Origin of the sequence: Pseudomonas sp. A214 (genome assembly GCF_900156295.1) — a bacterium.
GTDB lineage: Bacteria > Pseudomonadota > Gammaproteobacteria > Pseudomonadales > Pseudomonadaceae > Aquipseudomonas > Aquipseudomonas rhizophila.
On the sequence record NZ_LT707062.1, the window covers coordinates 244007 to 259783 of the forward strand.

Sequence of the window (15777 nt, forward strand, 5' to 3'; positions counted from 1 at the left end):
AGGGAAACGTCAAATAAAGGTTTCAACCGACACGCCGAAGCGCCCCGCCAGCCAGCGGATCTGCCTCAAATTGAGCTGGCGCTTGCCGCTCAACACCTCCGATACCACCGACTGGGTGCCGACGCCCGGCAAGTCGCTCTGGCTCATGCCATGCTCGCGCATCAGGTAGCGAAGTGTCTCGACGCCGCTGGCCTTGGGCATTGGCCGATGTTGGTGATCCCAAGCCTCGATCCATTCGCCGATGATGTCCACCAGGCTCATAAGGGGATGGGCTTCGTCTTCACCAATCAATTCCAGCAATTCATCGAGAGCTGCGACCAACCGGTCGTAGTCCTCCTCGTTCCTGGGTTTGCGCAGCAGGGGCGACACAAACTCCCAATGGGCGGCGACTTGTTCGATTAGTGCACTCATCCCTTTTCCTCCTTCCACTTGCCTCTGTCGTATTCCTGATGATCCAGCACGCATTTGATGTACAAGCGCTGAGGCCGATAGCGAACCACGGCAACCAGTCGCAATTTATTGCCACCAATATCGAACACATGGAGCGGACCGACCTTGTCGGTTGCGGGAAAAATGGATTTCATCGCAGCGAAGTCAGCCGGGCTGTTGCGTTTGATAAGCCGATACCATTGATCCAGCGAATTGGCGCAGCGCGGCCATTTTTCCTTGGCCTCCCAGATGCGCTTCTCAGTGATCACATGCATGCAATGTCCTTATCGCATTTTGCTATGGAGGAGTTAAACACAGATCGGACGCATCGCAAATTGCGATAGAGCCAAATAGACAGAAGGTTGCCGAAGTGTTTTTTTAGCCTAGTCACTCAAGGCTTCAAGACTTCGGCAAAAAATGTGAGCGGATGTGAGCCTTGCTCACCCCACCTTATCGTTGCCCTGCTCAGGCGTCTCGATGCCCGGTTCTGCCTCGCCACTCTCTGCTTCACCAGCCGGTTTGGCCGGCGGTTTTTTCTCGGGGTAGCCGGGCATGCCGCGGGCGTCTTCGGGAGTCAGTTCATCCCGTTCGTGGCGACGGTCGATGGCGTAGGACGGGGCGGCGTTCGGATCTTCGTCGCGGCCGGCGGTGCCGAGTACGAAGCCGTCGTCGTTAGGGTTGGTGGGTGCCTGGGGGATGGTTGGGTCTTGAGGATTGCTCATGGGGCCTCCTGGGTTGCGAACAGGTGCTGTGTGTTTTTTGAGGGCCTGGGGCGTTTTCAGTGCGGCGCACCTGATGAATGGCAGTCTTGATAAATGTCCTGGGAAAATGCCTGGGTCGTGAGTCCACTCCCACAAGGGAAATCCGGTGGTAATGCTGCCTGCGCCCTACGCCATATCACTCTGGCTGAATTCTTCGGCCAGAAAATCAATCAGCGTGCGCACCGACGGCAGCAACCCGCGCCGGGAGGCGAAGATCGCATGGACGATCCCGCACTTGGGCGTCCAGCCCGGCACCAATTCCACCAGCCGGCCAGCAGCCAGGTCTTCGCGCACCACCACGGCGGGCAGGTGAGCGATGCCGATACCCGCCAGTACCGCGTGACGCAGGGCCAGCAGGTCATCGGTGACCATGCGTGGTTCATGGCGAATCAACGCGCTGGCGCCGTCCGGGCCGAACAATTCCCACTGGTATTCACGCTGCGCCGCCCCCCAGTGCACGCTCGGCAAACCGTGCAGGTCTGCCGGTGAAGCGGGTGAGGACAGGCGCTCGCGGTAGGCCGGGCTGCCTACCAGGCACTGGGTGCTGTTGCCCAGTACTTTCATGACCATGTCGGTGTTTTCCAGCGGCGGAAAACGTACCCGCAACGCGATATCGAACCCCTCATGGATCAGGTCGACCCGGCGGTTGGTGCTCTCAATGAACAACTCCACCCGTGGGTACTTGAGCATGTAGCGGGTCAGCATCGGCCCGACCCAGCTGTTGAGCAACGCTGTCGGGCAACTGATACGCACCAGGCCCTGGGGCTCGGAGCGGTTGCGCTCGATCACTTCGGCCGCGCTCTCGGCCTCGACCCGCATCGCCAGGCAGCGCTGGTAGTAGGCCTGGCCGATCTCCGTCAACGAGCAATGACGACTGGAGCGATGGATCAACCGCACCCCAAGGCGTTCTTCCAGTTGGGCAATGCGCCGGCTGAGCTTCGATTTGGGCATGTCCAGCGCTCGGCCGGCGGCGGCGAAACCGCCGTGCTCGACCACTTGGGTGAAGTAGTAAAGCGTGTTGAGGTCTTCGATGATCGTTCTCCAAATAGAACGCTAAGGCCGATTTTTACAGTCTAGCGCATCAAAGGTGCCAGTTTTAATCTATGTCCATCGCTTAGCAACACACCAACACTGAAAACTTTAACCACGCCGAACCGTTCGGCAGCCAAAACTTAGAGGACTAACGCCATGACCACTTCCTACAAGCGTCTCGACAAAGATAACGCCGCCGTTCTGCTGGTGGACCACCAGGCTGGCCTGCTGTCGCTGGTGCGTGACATCGACCCGGACCGCTTCAAGAACAACGTGCTGGCCCTGGCCGACCTGGCCAAATACTTCGAGCTGCCGACCATCCTCACCACCAGTTTCGAAACCGGCCCCAACGGCCCGTTGATGCCCGAGCTCAAGAGCCTGTTCCCGGACGCGCCGTACATCGCCCGTCCCGGCCAGATCAACGCCTGGGACAACGAAGATTTCGTCAAGGCGATCAAAGCCACCGGCAAGAAGCAACTGATCATCGCCGGCGTCGTCACGGAAGTCTGTGTAGCCTTCCCGGCACTGTCGGCCCTGGCCGAAGGTTTCGAGGTGTTCGTGGTCACCGATGCCTCTGGCACCTTCAACGAGCTGACCCGTCAATCGGCCTGGGACCGCATGTCCTCCTCGGGCGCGCAATTGATGACCTGGTTCGGTCTGGCCTGCGAACTGCACCGCGACTGGCGCAACGATGTGGAAGGGCTGGCGACCTTGTTCTCCAACCACATCCCGGACTACCGCAACCTGATGACCAGCTACAACACGCTGACCAGCGCGAAGTAACCGGCAACGCGTAACCCCTGTGGGAGCGAGCCCGCTCGCGATGACGGCAGGACAGTCAATGACGTATTGACTGTCAGGCCGCAATCGCGAGCAGGCTCGCTCCCACAAGTGTTTGCGGTGTGCTCTACACGGTGGTCAAATCTTTACCAATGATCTTTTCTGGAGTTGTCCCAATGCTGATCCCCTGCCCCCACTGCAACGGGCTCAACCGCATCCCCGCCGAACGCCTGGGCGATGAGCCCAAGTGCGGGCGCTGCAAGGCCCAGGTGTTATTGAGCAAACCGTTCGAACTCAAGCAAGGCGACTATGCCAGCCAGATCAAGGGTGACCTGCCGTTACTGGTGGATGTGTGGGCCGATTGGTGCGGGCCATGCAAATCCTTCGCGCCCGTGTTCGAACAGGCCGCCACGCAACTGGTGGGTAAATGCCGCCTGGCCAAGCTCGACAGCGAAGCCAACCAGCAGCTATCGGCACAGCTGGGTATCCGCTCGATACCCAGCCTGATCCTGTTCAAGGACGGCCGCGAAGTGGCGCGCCAGAGCGGGGCATTGCCGTTGCCGCAGTTGATGAGCTGGTTGCGCGGCCAGGGGATTTGACCTCAGCACTGTGGGAGCGAGCCTGCTCGCGATAGCGGACTGCCTGGCTACCTCTATGTTGAATGTGCCACCGCAATCGCGAGCAGGCTCGCTCCCACAGTGGACTTGTATACGCCAGTCAATCAGGCGCTTTCCAGCAAGCTATGCAACTCCATGAACTGCTGGGTCAGCTTGTGACGCGGGTCCAGATGGATCAGGGGCAAGCTCGCCTGATGGGATTCTCGCATGCGCACCGAACTGCTCAGGTACACCGGCAAAACCGGCAAGCCTTCGGCAATGAGTTCGTCAAGGATCTGCTGCGGCAGGCTGGCCCGCGCCTGGAACTGATTGACGACGATGCCTTCGACTTCGAGCCCTTCGTTGTGGTCGTCCTTGAGCTCTTCTATTTCCGCCAACAGACCGTACAACGCCTGACGTGAAAAGCTGTCGCAATCGAAGGGAATCAGCACACGATCAGCGGCGATCAGTGCCGAAACCGCATAGAAGTTCAAGGCGGGCGGGGTATCCAGATAGATCCGGTCGTAATCCTCGCCCAGCTCTTCGAGCAACTTGCGCAGTTTGTTGATCTTGTGTTTCGCCTCAAGCTTGGGTTGCAGATCCGTCAGCTCGGCGGTGGCAGTGATGACGTGCAGGTTGTCGAACGGTGTTTCGTAGATATCCACCTTGTTCTTTTTCGAGAAGGGCCCGGACGACAGGGTTTGCTTGAAGAAATCGGCGATACCCATGGGGATGTCGTCGCCGGTAAGGCCCGTCAGGTATTGAGTCGAATTGGCCTGGGCATCCAGGTCCACCAACAGCGTGCGATACCCCTCGCTGGCACTGACCGCTGCCAGATTGCAGGCGATGCTGGACTTGCCCACGCCACCTTTCTGATTGAATACCACGCGCCGCATGTCAAAACCTCCGTGTATCAAAGATTCCCGAGTGTAGTAGGCCTCGATACCCCTTCGCTACCTTCGCTGCGGACGGACTACGACGCCGGAGGTTTTTTTCCACCCCTGAAGCATCAACTTGGCGCGAGAGTGACAGAAACGTCCGACAGACATACTCGTCATAATCGCGACAATGGCTCTTGTCTGCGCCTGGACGAACGAACCGGTACATTTCGCTGAGCAAAATGTAACCAGCATTTGCTACAAGCCAACCGCACCCGGATAATGCGCGCCACTTGGGTCGCAAGACCATGCAGGGTTGGACGCGGGTCAAACCACTGAACCGTGACAATAAAAGCCCGCAGGGGTGGGGTGTATTTGTGATCAATTTCAACATCGCCCAATGGCGCGCGTGGGCCCCTGGGCTCGAAAGCGTGGACGACTGGCAGGCATGGAGCCGACAGCCGGTCGTGTTGCCCGCCAGCGATGCCGCCCCTGACGTTTCGTTTCTGCCGGCCATGCAGCGCCGTCGCCTCAGTCGCCTGGCGCGGATGGCCTTCAGCGTGGGCTGGCCGCTGGCCGAAGGCCGGTCGAACCTGCCGTTGGTCTTTATTTCCCGTCACGGCGAAACCCCGCGTACTTTTGAGATTCTCAAGGACCTGGCAGCCAACCAACCGTTATCGCCGACTCAATTCAGCCTGTCGGTGCATAACGCCGTGATCGGCCTGTGGTCGATCCTGCGCGGCGAAACCAGCGAAATGACCGCCCTGGCGGCCACGGGCGACGGGCTGGAACACGGGATCCTGGAAGCCGTTGCGCTGCTGAACGAGGGAGCGGCGGCGGTGCTGCTGGTGATCACCGAAGAGCAGCCACCCCAGGTCTACGCTCCCTGGGTCAACGATGTGCCCTTCCCCTATGCAGTGGGCTTGCTGTTGACTCCAGGCGACGATTGGCAACTGGACCTGTCCACCCAGGCCGGTCAAAGGCCCGCCAGCGACTGGCCCCATGCCCTGGGTTTGTTGCGTACGCTGCTGAACAACCTATCCACCTGCCAACATGCCTGGAAGAATCGTGTATGGACCTGGCAACGCAACCGGTGAACGGTAAACATCGCGACGCCTACTACTGGCGCCTGATCGCGACTGCGGCAAGCTTCGTCCTGTTCGGGCTAGGAGGGCTGTGCCTGCGATTGCTGGTGTTTCCATTGCTGGCCTGGCTGCCCGGCGACGCCCAGGCCCACCGCCTGCGAGCCCGCCGCACTGTGGGGCGACTGTTCTGGTTCTTTATCCGTTTCATGGCCCGCACCGGCGTGCTCACCTATCAGATCGACGGCGCGGAGAAACTCGGTCGCCCCGGGCAAATGATCATCGCCAACCATCCGTCGCTGATCGACGTGGTGTTCCTGATCGGCCTGGTGCGCGACGCCAACTGCGTGGTCAAGCAGAGCCTGTGGGAAAACCCCTTCACCCGCGGCCCGCTGCGTTCGACCCAATACATCAGCAACGACGGCAGCATGGACATGCTTGATGCCGCCAGCGACGCCCTGCAGGACGGCCAGAGCCTGATCGTGTTCCCCGAAGGCACCCGTACTCGGCCAGGCCAACCACCGGCCTTTCATCGGGGCGCAGCGGCCATCGCGCTGCGAGGTGCGAAAATCCTCACTCCGGTGACCATCAAGGTCAGCCCCACCACTTTGACCAAGGCCGAACCCTGGTATCGCATCCCTCAGCGCCGCGTGCACTTCAGTTTCCACGTGGGGGCCGATATAGATCCACAGGCGTTCGCCGCGCTCGGCCCTGCGCCGCAGGCTTCGCGCAGGCTCAACGATTTTCTGCATCACTATTACATCAAGGAGCTCGCCGAAGATGAGCGATCTGCACCATGACATCAAACAGCTGATCATCGACGCCCTCGGCCTGGAGGACATCAGCACCGACGATATCGGCGACCATCAGACCCTGTTCGGCGAAGGCCTGGGCCTGGACTCGGTGGATGCCCTGGAGCTGGGCCTGGCGATCCAGAGGGAGTACGGGATCAAGATCGATGCCGACGCCAAGGACACCCGCAACCATTTCAGCAATGTGGCAAGCCTTGCGGCCTTCGTCACTGCAAATCGCGTAGCCTGAGACCGGACCATGCAAACTCGTGACGACATTTTCAATACCCTGCGCGATGCTCTGGTCGAGCTTTTCGAGCTGGACCCTGAGCGCGTGACGCTGGAGTCGAACCTGTACCAGGACCTGGAAATCGACAGCATCGACGCAGTCGACCTGATCGACCACATCAAGCGCCAGACCGGCAAGAAGATCGCCGCCGAAGAATTCAAGTCGGTGCGCACCGTCAACGACGTGGTCGAGGCGGTCTATCGACTGGTTCAACCGGCCGCATGACCCGGCTGATTGGCCTCGGCCTGCTGCTGGTGGGCCTGTTGTACCCCTTTGCGGTGTATTTCGGCATGGAGCATTTCGCCCCATGGCAGTTCGGCCTGCTGCTGGGTAGCCTGTGGCTGGCCCGGGCATTGCTCGGTAAAAGCGGGCCCGGCAGCCGCTGGATGGCGGTTACGGCAATTGCCTTCAGTGTTTTGCTCGCGCTGTTCGACAGCCCGCTCCTGCTGCGCTGGTATCCGGTGCTGATCAGCGCCTTCATGCTCGGGCTGTTCGCCCTGAGTCTGAAATACGGTCCGCCGATGGTCGAGCGCCTGGCGCGCCTGCGCGAACCGCAGCTGCCGGCCAACGCGGTGGTGTATACCCGCCAGGTCACGGTGGTCTGGAGTGTGTTTTTCCTGTGTAACGGCTTGCTCGCCGCCGCCCTCACCCTCTGGGCGCCGCTGAGCTGGTGGATGTTGTACACCGGCCTGATTTCCTACGGATTGATGGGGCTGCTGTTTGCCATTGAATGGCTTATACGACAACGGGTAAGAGGCCGCCCATGAATTGGATAACACTTGAGCAGATGTTGCTCAGCGCCCAGCCGGACCGTGCTGTGGCCGTCGACCCGGCGCTGAGCCACTCGCAACTGCGGGACGCGGCGCTGGGCCTGGCCGCCGGTCTGCAGGCCCGCGGCGTACGGCGCATAGCGGTGCACCTGGAAGACGCCGCCGACCTGGCGGTGGCCCTGCTCGGTGCCTGGCGCGCCGGGGCCAGCGTCCTGCTCCCGGCCGACCTGCAAGCCCAGACCCGCCAGCGCTGGTCGGCGGACGTCGACCTGTGGTTGACCGATCAACCCACGGACATCCGTCTCGACGACCTGCGACAAGCCCCCCTTGAGGCCACTGAACTGGACCTCGATCAGTGCTGGCTGAGCCTGTGCACCTCCGGGTCAAGCGGCGAGCCCAAGCGCATCGAGAAAAATCTGCGTCAGTTGAGCAACGAAGTCCAGGCCCTGGAACAATTGTGGGGCACCGACCTGGGCCCGGCCTGCGTGATCGGCAGCGTCGCCACCCAGCACATCTATGGCCTGCTGTTTCGGGTGCTGTGGCCGCTGTGTGCCGGGCGTACATTCGTGCGCCGGCAACTGGCTTTTCCCGAAGACCTGCAACGCGCCAGCCGTCAGTACCCGGCTTTTGCCTGGGTCGCCAGCCCGGCCTTGCTCAAGCGCATGGGCGATAACCTCGACTGGCCAGCCTTGAGCTGCGTACGCCGGGTATTTTCCTCCGGTGGTGCCTTGCCGACCGAGGCCGCCCAAAGCCTGCACCAGCGGCTGGGGCAATGGCCGACGGAAATCTTTGGCAGTTCGGAAACCGGCGGCATCGCCTGGCGTCAGGGCGCAGGCTTATGGCAGCCCTTCGCCGACGTAAAGCTGAGCCAGGACAGTGACGGCGCCTTGCTGATCGCCTCGCCTTATCTGCCGGCCGGCCATGTGGAACACACCGCCGACGCGGCGCGGATCGCCGGGGATGGACGCTTCGAACTGCTCGGACGGCTGGATCGCATCGTCAAGCTTGAAGAAAAACGCATCTCCCTGCCCATGCTGGAACGGGCGTTGATGGCCCACGACTGGGTCAGCGAAGCCCGACTGGGGGTGGTCCAGGAAAATCGCGCCTCCCTCGGGGCGCTGCTGGTGCTGAGCGAAAGCGGCCTGCACGCCTTGCGCAACCTGGGTCGACGCGCCGTGACCGAGGCCTTGCGCCGTCACTTGAGCGAACACTGCGAAACCCTCGCCTTGCCTCGGCGCTGGCGCTGGCTGCGGCAGTTGCCGCTCAACGCCCAAGGCAAGCTGCCCCAGGCCGAAGTCGAAGCCCTGCTGATGGCTGCGCGCCCCAAAGCCCCGCAAGTGCTCGAACAGGTCGAAACCGACGGGCAATGGAGCCTGCAACTGCTGGTGCCCCCGGACCTGGCGTATTTCAGCGGCCACTTTCCCACCGCACCGGTCCTCCCCGGCGTGGTGCAGGTCGACTGGGCCTTGAGCCTGGGCCGACAACTGATGGACCTGCCGCCGCGGTTCGTCGGCATGGAAGTGCTGAAGTTCCAGCAACTGATGCGCCCCGGCGATGAAATCCAACTGCACCTGCGTTTCGACCGCGAGCGCGGCAAGCTGTACTTCGCTTATCGCAATGACACGGCGGCCTGTTCGAGTGGGCGGATTGTCCTGGGGGTGGCCGATGATTGATTGCACCGCCCTCCTGTGGCGAGGGAGCTTGCTCCCGCTGGGCTGCGAAGCAGCCCCAAGTGTTTCAAATCGCCGGGCGAGTGCTGCGCACTCGAGCGGGAGCAAGCTCCCTCGCCACAATAAGCGCCCTGTTCACAATGGATCGGTGGAAGGCGCAAACCATGCATAACCCCTGCGCCGTCATCCCGGTCTACAACCACGAAACCGCCGTCGCGACCGTGGTGCAGGCACTGCTCGCCAACGGCTTGCCCTGCGTGCTGGTGGACGACGCCAGCAGCCCGGCCTGCGCGGCGGTATTGGAGCGGCTGGCCGAGGGCGAGCAGGTTCATCTGGTCAGGCTGGCGGTCAATCAAGGCAAGGGTGGCGCGGTGATGACCGGTCTGCGGGAAGCGTCGCGCCTGGGCTTCAGCCACGCCCTGCAGGTCGATGCCGACGGGCAACACGATCTTGGCGACGTAAGGAACTTCATCGAGCAATCCCGCGCTCACCCGGAGGCGGTGATCTGCGGTTATCCCCAATACGATGAGAGTGTGCCCAAAGGCCGCTTGTATGCACGCTACCTGACGCATGTCATGGTCTGGATCAACAGCCTGTCCCTGCAAATCCGCGACTCGATGTGCGGGTTTCGGGTCTACCCCCTGCCACCGGTCCTGACGCTGATCAATTCGGCGAACATTGGCAAGCGCATGGATTTCGACTCCGACATCCTGGTGCGCCTGGCCTGGCGCAATCAACCGATGCGCTGGTTGCGTACCCGGGTTCACTACCCCTTGGACGGGGTTTCGCACTTTCGCCTGTTCCACGACAACGTACTGATTTCCAGCATGCACACCCGGTTGTTCTTCGGCATGCTGGTGCGCTCCCCCCTGATTCTCTGGCGACGGTGGCGAACATGAGCCTTGAGACAGACAAGCAGCACTGGGCCGACCGCCAGGAGCGCGGCAGTTTCTGGCTGATGAAACTCACCGCGTTCGCCGCCAAGGTGTTGGGCCGCCGCTTATTGAGTCCGTTGCTCTACGGCATCGTCCTGTACTTCTTCATTTTCGGCCGCAGCGCCCGGCAGGCAGCCTGGCAATACCAGCAGCGCCTGGCCGACTGGAGCGGCCGCACCGAGCTGCGCCCAAGCCATTGGCGAGTGTTCGGGCAGTTCATGGCGTTTGCCGACTCCCTGCTGGACAAGCTCGACGTCTGGAACGGCAAGCTGAGCCTGGAACAGATCGAAATCGTCGATCCGGCATTGCTGCGCAATCACTTGCGCGACGGCCGTGGGCAGATGCTGGTGGGCGCACACCTGGGCAACCTGGAAATGTGCCGGGCCCTGGCCGAGCTGGGCGAGAAAGTGACCATGAACGTGCTGGTGCACACCAAGCATGCCGAACAGTTCAATCGTTTGCTGGGGGAAGCCGGCGCCACGCATCTGCGGCTGATCCAGGTCAGCGAGCTGGACCCGGTGATCATGCTGCAACTGAGCGAACGCCTGGAACGCGGCGAGTGGCTGGCGATAGCCGGCGACCGCATACCGCTGCACGGCGCACGCACTGTGACCGTGGACTTCATGGGTCGCCCGGCGGCATTTCCCCAAGGGCCCTGGCTGCTGGCCGGGCTGCTCAAATGCCCGATCAACCTGCTGATGTGCCTCAAGCACGAGGGACGCTATCGGGTCACCCTCGAACCCTTCGCCGAGGCCGTGGTGTGGAAACGCAGCGACCGCGAGCAGGTCATCACCCATTGGGCCGGCCTCTACGCCCAGCGCCTGGCGCACTATTGCCTCCAGGCACCGCAACAGTGGTTCAACTTTTACCCTTTCTGGAAGACCGATGACGATGCCCACTCTTGAGCCGGTAACCTTCGGCGAACGCCCCTTGCGCATCGAGGACGTACTGGCCCTGGCCAATCGTCAGGTGCAGACGCGGTTGCAGGATGATCCGGCATTCCGCCAGCGCATCGCCAAGGGTGCGCAATTCCTCGACTCTTTGCTGGACAAGGAAGGCGTGATCTACGGCGTGACCACCGGTTACGGCGACTCCTGCGTGGTGGCCGTGCCGTTGCACCACGTCGAGGCCCTGCCCCGTCACTTGTATACGTTCCACGGTTGCGGCCTGGGCAAACTGCTGGACCCGCAGGCCACCCGCGCCGTGCTGGCGGCACGCTTGCAGTCGCTGTGCCACGGCGTGTCCGGGGTGCGCGTGGAACTGCTGGAGCGACTCCAGGCCTTTCTCGAACATGACATCCTGCCGCTGATTCCGGAAGAAGGCTCGGTGGGCGCCAGCGGGGACCTGACGCCCCTGTCCTACGTCGCCGCCACCCTCTCCGGCGAGCGGGAAGTGATGTTCGCTGGCGAACGCCGCCTGGCCGCCGATGTGCACCGCGAACTCGGTTGGACTCCGTTGGTGCTGCGGCCCAAGGAAGCCCTCGCGCTGATGAACGGCACCGCCGTGATGACCGGCCTGGCCTGCCTGGCCTTCGCCCGCGCCGACTACCTGTTGCAACTGGCAACCCGCATCACCGCGCTGAACGTGGTCGCGCTGCAAGGCAACCCGGAGCACTTCGACGAGCGCCTGTTCGCCGCCAAGCCGCATCCGGGGCAAATGCAAGTGGCCGCGTGGCTGCGCAAGGACCTGGCGATCGACGCCCCCACCGCGCCGCTGCATCGCCTGCAGGATCGCTACTCCCTGCGCTGCGCCCCCCACGTGCTCGGCGTGCTGGCCGACAGTCTGAACTGGTTGCGTTCATTCATCGAAATCGAGCTCAACAGCGCCAACGACAACCCGATCATCGACGCCGAAGCCGAGCGCGTACTGCACGGCGGGCATTTCTACGGCGGGCATATCGCCTTTGCCATGGACAGCCTCAAGAACCTGGTGGCCAACGTCGCCGATCTGCTGGACCGCCAGCTCGCGCTATTGGTCGACGAACGCTACAACCACGGCTTGCCGAGCAACCTGTCCGGCGCCAGCGCCGAGCGAGCGATGCTCAACCATGGCTTCAAGGCGGTGCAGATCGGCACCAGCGCCTGGACCGCCGAAGCCTTGAAAAACACCATGCCGGCCAGCGTGTTCTCGCGCTCCACCGAATGCCACAACCAGGACAAAGTGAGCATGGGCACCATCGCTGCCCGGGATGCGATCCGCGTGCTGGAACTGACCGAACAAGTGGCCGCCGCGACGCTGCTGGCCGCCAACCAGGGCGTGTGGCTGCGCAGCCGTGCCGAAGATGCCCGACCGCTGCCGCCGGCCTTGGCCGACATGCACGAACAGCTGGCCGTGGATTTCCCGCCAGTCATCGAGGATCGCGCTCTGGAAGGCGAATTGCGCCTGTGCCTGCAACGCATCGCCGAACAACACTGGAGGCTGCATGCGTAGCCAAGGGGTGTTGCACGTCGAAACGCAGATCGTGGTGCCGTTTTTCGATGTCGATTCGATGAACGTGGTCTGGCACGGTCATTACGTCAAGTACCTGGAAGTGGCCCGCTGCGCCTTGCTCGACCTGATCGGCCACAACTACAACGACATGCTCGCATCCGGCTATGCGTGGCCGGTGATCGACCTGCAACTGCGCTACGTGCGCAGCGCCGTGTTCGGTCAGACCCTGACCGTGCGCGCCAGCCTGGTGGAATGGGAGAACCGCCTGAAGATCAATTACCTGATCAGCGACGCAGCCACGGGTGAACGTCTGACCCGCGCCAGCTCGGTGCAAGTGGCGGTGGACGTCGCGAGTCGCGAAATGCTGCTGGCCTCGCCGCGGGTCTTTGTCCAAGCCGTCGAGAGGAAACTACCGTGAAACGCCTGTTCATCTGGCTGCTGCTGTGGGGCCTGGCGCCCTTTGCCCAGGCGTTCGACTTGCAACAGTTGAGCGAACAACTGGCGCGCCCGGACGTGATCCACGGCCAGTTCATCCAGGAAAAGCACCTGCGCGCCCTGCCCCAGCCGCTCACCAGCAAGGGCCGTTTCGTATTGGCAAAAAACCATGGCCTGCTGTGGCTGCTGCAAACCCCGCTGCAGCAGGATTACCGCATCACCCCCCTGGGAATCGCCCGGCGCGATGGCGGCACCTGGCAGACACTGCCGAACAAGAGTGCCGGCGCCGAGCAGAATCGTTTGTTCCTTGCGGTGTTACAGGGCGACAGCAGCGGCCTGCAACGGGACTTCGACCTCAGTCTGTCGGGCCAACCGCAGCAGTGGAAGCTCACCTTGACCCCGCGCTCGGTGCTGCTCAAACAAATCTTCAACCAGATCAACATCGATGGCGGCGAACTGGTGCAGCGTATCGAACTGCTGGAAACCCAGGGTGACCGTACCGTGCTGCGCATGCAAAACAGCACCAGCGCGAAAGCCTTGAGCGAAGCGGAGCAACATGACTTTGCCGAGTGAACACAAGCTGCCGCGACTGTTCCTGATTCTGCTGTTGGCGGTGATGGCGCTGGCCGGTTGGCAGTGGCGCAATGGCGCGCCGCTGTCGGCCAACCTCATGGAGCTGGTGCCCGGTACCGCTCCTGATGCGCTTGAACTCATCGCCGAACAACGCATGCAAGAACCCCTCAACCGCGAGGTGCTACTACTGGTCGGGCACACCGAGCGCCAACAGGCGATCGCTTTGGCGCAAACCCTTGGCGAGCAATGGCAAGCCAGCGGTTTGTTCGACAAGGTCCAGTGGACGTTGCAGGCCGATCTGCCGGCCTTGCGCGCGCAATTGCTCAAGGGGCGACTGGCAATGCTCTCGGCCGCGGATCGGCAACAATTGATCGATCAGCCCCAGGCCTTCATCCAGCAACGGGTGCAGGCGCTCTTCGATCCGTTCAGCGGCTTCAGCCTGGTGCCGAGCCAGGACGACTGGCTGGGCCTGACCGGGCGCATCCAGAACAGCCAGCCCCAACGCGGTGCGATACAGCTGGACGTGGGCAGCGGCGCGCTGATTGCCGAAGCCGACGGCAAAAACTGGGTGATGCTGCGGGCCCGCACCCATGGCAACGCTTTCGACATGGACCTGCCGCTGCAAGTGGCCGACCTGCTGCAACGCAGCCGTGATCAGGCGGGCCTGGCCCAAGGGCAATTGCTGGCGGCCAGCGGCCTGCTGTACGCCGCCAGTGGCCAACAACAGGCTTCGCGGGAAATCACCTGGGTGGGCGGCGGGGCGACAATCGGCATTTTGCTGTTGCTGTTGCTGGCCTTCCGACGCTTGCGAGCGTGGCTGGCATTCGTGCCGGTACTGGTGGGTATCCTGTTCGGCGCGGTGGCCTGCGTGGCGCTGTTCGGTCGCATGCATGTCATGACCCTGGTGCTGGGTTCCAGCCTGATCGGTGTGGCGGTGGATTATCCGCTGCACTACCTGTCCAAAAGCTGGAGCCTCAAACCGTGGCGCAGTTGGTCGGCCCTACGCCTGACCCTGCCGGGACTGAGCCTGAGCCTGGCGACCACCTGCATCGGCTACCTGGCCCTGGCCTGGACGCCGTTCCCGGCCCTGACCCAGATCGCGATCTTTTCCGCCGCCGGTTTGATCGGTGCTTACCTGACAGCGGTTTGTCTCTTGCCGGCACTGCTCAAGGGCGTGGACTTACACCCGGCCCAGTGGCCGCTGCGGCTGTGCGAACACCTGCTCAGGGCGCGCGAAGCGTTGCTGGCGCGGGTGCGAACACCGGTCTTGTTAGGGCTCTTGCTGATCTTCTGCGCCGGCGGCCTCTGGCAACTGACCACGAAAAACGACATTCGCCAATGGATCGGCACGCCTGAGCAGTTGACCGACGAAGCCCAGGCCATCGCCCGTATCACCGGCTTCCAACCCACCAGCCAATTCTTCCTGATCCGCGCCGATAATCAGTCACACCTGCTGGAACGTCAGACGGTGCTCAACGAGCGGCTGGAGCAGTTGATTGGCCTGGAGAAGCTGGAGGGCTACCTGTCGCTGAACCAACTGGTCAGCCCGCCCGCCGAACAGCAGAAAGTGCGTGACGCCCTGGCCCGGTTGCCGGCGTTCTGGCAACCGCTGCTGGACCTGGGAGTGCCGGTCGCCGCACTGCAAGCCGAACTGACGCAATTGCAGGCCTTGCCGGTGACCGACATCGATACCGCACTGGCCGGCCCCCTGGCCGAACCGTACCGCACACTCTGGCTCGGCCCGACGGCGGAGGGCGTGGCGGCGGTGGTCAGCCTGCAAGGCTTGAATGATGCAGCGCTGCTCAGGGTGCAGACGCTGGATCTGCCCGGCGTACAACTGGTCGATCGTCTGGGGGACCTGAACCGGGTCTTTGCCGCCACGCAAGTCAGCGCCGCCGAATTGAAACTGGCCTCCTGCGTGCTCATCCTGCTGTTATTGACCTGGCCGTTCGGTGTCGGCGGCGCCCTTCGCGTCGTCGCGCTACCGTTGCTGGCGGCGCTGTGCAGCCTGGCGAGCCTCGGCTGGCTGGGCCAGCCACTGACCCTGTTCGGCCTGTTCGGTCTGTTGCTGGTCACCGCCATCGGTGTCGATTACGCGATCCTGATGCGCGAACAGATAGGCGGCGCCGCGGTGAGCCTGCTGGGCACCCTGCTGGCGGCAGTCACCACCTGGTTGTCGTTCGGCCTGTTGGCAGTTTCCAGCACGCCGGCGGTGAGCAACTTCGGCCTGGCGGTCAGCCTGGGGCTGGCCTTCAGTTTCATGCTAGCGCCGTGGGCCGGGCATCAGGCCCACGCGGCAGCGGTTACGGAGCCGGCCCAGTGATCA

19 protein-coding genes are annotated in these 15777 nt (G+C 62.7%); 14 read left to right on the plus strand and 5 right to left on the minus strand.

The window, feature by feature from the left end:
• Positions 1-9 precede the first annotated feature (9 nt).
• The 4 genes from BW979_RS01005 to BW979_RS01020 form a co-directional block, all read right to left on the minus strand.
• Positions 10-411 (minus strand): helix-turn-helix domain-containing protein, encoded by a 402-nt coding sequence (locus tag BW979_RS01005; RefSeq protein ID WP_076382957.1) that lies wholly within the window; start codon positions 409-411, stop codon positions 10-12.
• Entirely contained in the window at positions 408-704 is a 297-nt protein-coding gene (locus BW979_RS01010; RefSeq protein ID WP_076382959.1) for a type II toxin-antitoxin system HigB family toxin, read from the minus strand. The genes BW979_RS01005 and BW979_RS01010 overlap by 4 nt, the downstream gene beginning before the upstream one ends.
• A gap of 165 nt (positions 705-869) precedes the next feature.
• On the minus strand, positions 870-1151 hold the full coding sequence (locus tag BW979_RS01015) for a hypothetical protein (RefSeq protein WP_047225931.1): 282 nt from the start codon (positions 1149-1151) through the stop codon (positions 870-872).
• Between the two features lie 165 nt (positions 1152-1316).
• Positions 1317-2222 (minus strand): LysR family transcriptional regulator, encoded by a 906-nt coding sequence (locus BW979_RS01020; protein ID WP_188252209.1) that lies wholly within the window; start codon positions 2220-2222, stop codon positions 1317-1319.
• A gap of 156 nt (positions 2223-2378) precedes the next feature.
• On the opposite strand from BW979_RS01020, the gene ycaC reads away from it, so the two are divergent.
• Both ycaC and trxC read left to right on the plus strand, forming a co-directional pair.
• Complete coding sequence (ycaC, locus tag BW979_RS01025) at positions 2379-3005, plus strand: isochorismate family cysteine hydrolase YcaC (protein WP_047225933.1); 627 nt, start codon at positions 2379-2381, stop codon at positions 3003-3005.
• A 173-nt stretch (positions 3006-3178) separates the two neighbouring features.
• Positions 3179-3601 carry a thioredoxin TrxC gene (gene trxC, locus BW979_RS01030; RefSeq protein WP_171061286.1) on the plus strand — a complete coding sequence of 141 codons (423 nt, stop codon included), beginning with the start codon at positions 3179-3181 and terminating at the stop codon, positions 3599-3601.
• Between the two features lie 122 nt (positions 3602-3723).
• On the opposite strand, the gene BW979_RS01035 is transcribed toward trxC, so the two are convergent.
• A complete protein-coding gene (locus BW979_RS01035) occupies positions 3724-4494 on the minus strand; it encodes a ParA family protein (RefSeq protein WP_047225935.1) in 771 nt (256 codons plus the stop codon).
• A gap of 359 nt (positions 4495-4853) precedes the next feature.
• Here BW979_RS01035 and BW979_RS01040 point away from each other — a divergent pair, with 359 nt between their 5' ends.
• From BW979_RS01040 to BW979_RS01095, 12 genes are all read left to right on the plus strand, one after another.
• Positions 4854-5573 carry a beta-ketoacyl synthase chain length factor gene (locus BW979_RS01040; RefSeq protein ID WP_076386490.1) on the plus strand — a complete coding sequence of 240 codons (720 nt, stop codon included), beginning with the start codon at positions 4854-4856 and terminating at the stop codon, positions 5571-5573.
• Complete coding sequence (locus BW979_RS01045; RefSeq protein ID WP_047225936.1) at positions 5549-6358, plus strand: lysophospholipid acyltransferase family protein; 810 nt, start codon at positions 5549-5551, stop codon at positions 6356-6358. The genes BW979_RS01040 and BW979_RS01045 overlap by 25 nt, the downstream gene beginning before the upstream one ends.
• Complete coding sequence (locus BW979_RS01050) at positions 6339-6599, plus strand: phosphopantetheine-binding protein (RefSeq protein ID WP_047225937.1); 261 nt, start codon at positions 6339-6341, stop codon at positions 6597-6599. The genes BW979_RS01045 and BW979_RS01050 overlap by 20 nt, the downstream gene beginning before the upstream one ends.
• A gap of 9 nt (positions 6600-6608) precedes the next feature.
• Positions 6609-6863: an acyl carrier protein gene (locus BW979_RS01055; RefSeq protein ID WP_030140951.1), complete on the plus strand. Its 255-nt coding sequence runs from the start codon at positions 6609-6611 to the stop codon at positions 6861-6863.
• Positions 6860-7405, plus strand: a complete 546-nt coding sequence (locus BW979_RS01060) for a membrane protein (RefSeq protein ID WP_047225938.1) — start codon at positions 6860-6862, stop codon at positions 7403-7405. The genes BW979_RS01055 and BW979_RS01060 overlap by 4 nt, the downstream gene beginning before the upstream one ends.
• Positions 7402-9081: an AMP-binding protein gene (locus BW979_RS01065; protein ID WP_047225939.1), complete on the plus strand. Its 1680-nt coding sequence runs from the start codon at positions 7402-7404 to the stop codon at positions 9079-9081. The genes BW979_RS01060 and BW979_RS01065 overlap by 4 nt, the downstream gene beginning before the upstream one ends.
• 161 nt (positions 9082-9242) lie before the next feature.
• The gene (locus tag BW979_RS01070) at positions 9243-9977 is read left to right on the plus strand and encodes a glycosyltransferase family 2 protein (protein ID WP_076382961.1); all 735 of its coding nucleotides are present in this window, start codon (positions 9243-9245) and stop codon (positions 9975-9977) included.
• Positions 9974-10918 carry an LpxL/LpxP family acyltransferase gene (locus BW979_RS01075; RefSeq protein WP_047225941.1) on the plus strand — a complete coding sequence of 315 codons (945 nt, stop codon included), beginning with the start codon at positions 9974-9976 and terminating at the stop codon, positions 10916-10918. Before BW979_RS01070 ends, BW979_RS01075 begins: the two co-directional genes overlap by 4 nt.
• Positions 10899-12443, plus strand: a complete 1545-nt coding sequence (locus tag BW979_RS01080; protein WP_047225942.1) for an HAL/PAL/TAL family ammonia-lyase — start codon at positions 10899-10901, stop codon at positions 12441-12443. The genes BW979_RS01075 and BW979_RS01080 overlap by 20 nt, the downstream gene beginning before the upstream one ends.
• Entirely contained in the window at positions 12436-12861 is a 426-nt protein-coding gene (locus BW979_RS01085) for an acyl-CoA thioesterase (RefSeq protein WP_076382963.1), read from the plus strand. Before BW979_RS01080 ends, BW979_RS01085 begins: the two co-directional genes overlap by 8 nt.
• Positions 12858-13451: an outer membrane lipoprotein carrier protein LolA gene (locus BW979_RS01090; protein ID WP_047225944.1), complete on the plus strand. Its 594-nt coding sequence runs from the start codon at positions 12858-12860 to the stop codon at positions 13449-13451. Before BW979_RS01085 ends, BW979_RS01090 begins: the two co-directional genes overlap by 4 nt.
• Positions 13435-15774: an MMPL family transporter gene (locus BW979_RS01095; protein WP_076382965.1), complete on the plus strand. Its 2340-nt coding sequence runs from the start codon at positions 13435-13437 to the stop codon at positions 15772-15774. The genes BW979_RS01090 and BW979_RS01095 overlap by 17 nt, the downstream gene beginning before the upstream one ends.
• Positions 15775-15777: the final 3 nt, after the last annotated feature.

What these genes read in the sequence shown, in the direction of transcription:
- ycaC (WP_047225933.1), top strand. Translation starts at nt 2,379, where the DNA reads ATGACCACTTCCTACAAGCGTCTCGACAAAGATAACGCCGCCGTTCTG.
- BW979_RS01085 (WP_076382963.1), top strand. Translation starts at nt 12,436, where the DNA reads ATGCGTAGCCAAGGGGTGTTGCACGTCGAAACGCAGATCGTGGTGCCG.
- BW979_RS01005 (WP_076382957.1), bottom strand. Translation starts at nt 411, where the DNA reads ATGAGTGCACTAATCGAACAAGTCGCCGCCCATTGGGAGTTTGTGTCG.
- BW979_RS01070 (WP_076382961.1), top strand. Translation starts at nt 9,243, where the DNA reads ATGCATAACCCCTGCGCCGTCATCCCGGTCTACAACCACGAAACCGCC.
- BW979_RS01035 (WP_047225935.1), bottom strand. Translation starts at nt 4,494, where the DNA reads ATGCGGCGCGTGGTATTCAATCAGAAAGGTGGCGTGGGCAAGTCCAGC.
- BW979_RS01045 (WP_047225936.1), top strand. Translation starts at nt 5,549, where the DNA reads ATGGACCTGGCAACGCAACCGGTGAACGGTAAACATCGCGACGCCTAC.
- BW979_RS01015 (WP_047225931.1), bottom strand. Translation starts at nt 1,151, where the DNA reads ATGAGCAATCCTCAAGACCCAACCATCCCCCAGGCACCCACCAACCCT.
- BW979_RS01080 (WP_047225942.1), top strand. Translation starts at nt 10,899, where the DNA reads ATGACGATGCCCACTCTTGAGCCGGTAACCTTCGGCGAACGCCCCTTG.
- BW979_RS01095 (WP_076382965.1), top strand. Translation starts at nt 13,435, where the DNA reads ATGACTTTGCCGAGTGAACACAAGCTGCCGCGACTGTTCCTGATTCTG.
- BW979_RS01010 (WP_076382959.1), bottom strand. Translation starts at nt 704, where the DNA reads ATGCATGTGATCACTGAGAAGCGCATCTGGGAGGCCAAGGAAAAATGG.
- BW979_RS01065 (WP_047225939.1), top strand. Translation starts at nt 7,402, where the DNA reads ATGAATTGGATAACACTTGAGCAGATGTTGCTCAGCGCCCAGCCGGAC.
- BW979_RS01060 (WP_047225938.1), top strand. Translation starts at nt 6,860, where the DNA reads ATGACCCGGCTGATTGGCCTCGGCCTGCTGCTGGTGGGCCTGTTGTAC.
- trxC (WP_171061286.1), top strand. Translation starts at nt 3,179, where the DNA reads ATGCTGATCCCCTGCCCCCACTGCAACGGGCTCAACCGCATCCCCGCC.
- BW979_RS01050 (WP_047225937.1), top strand. Translation starts at nt 6,339, where the DNA reads ATGAGCGATCTGCACCATGACATCAAACAGCTGATCATCGACGCCCTC.
- BW979_RS01055 (WP_030140951.1), top strand. Translation starts at nt 6,609, where the DNA reads ATGCAAACTCGTGACGACATTTTCAATACCCTGCGCGATGCTCTGGTC.
- BW979_RS01075 (WP_047225941.1), top strand. Translation starts at nt 9,974, where the DNA reads ATGAGCCTTGAGACAGACAAGCAGCACTGGGCCGACCGCCAGGAGCGC.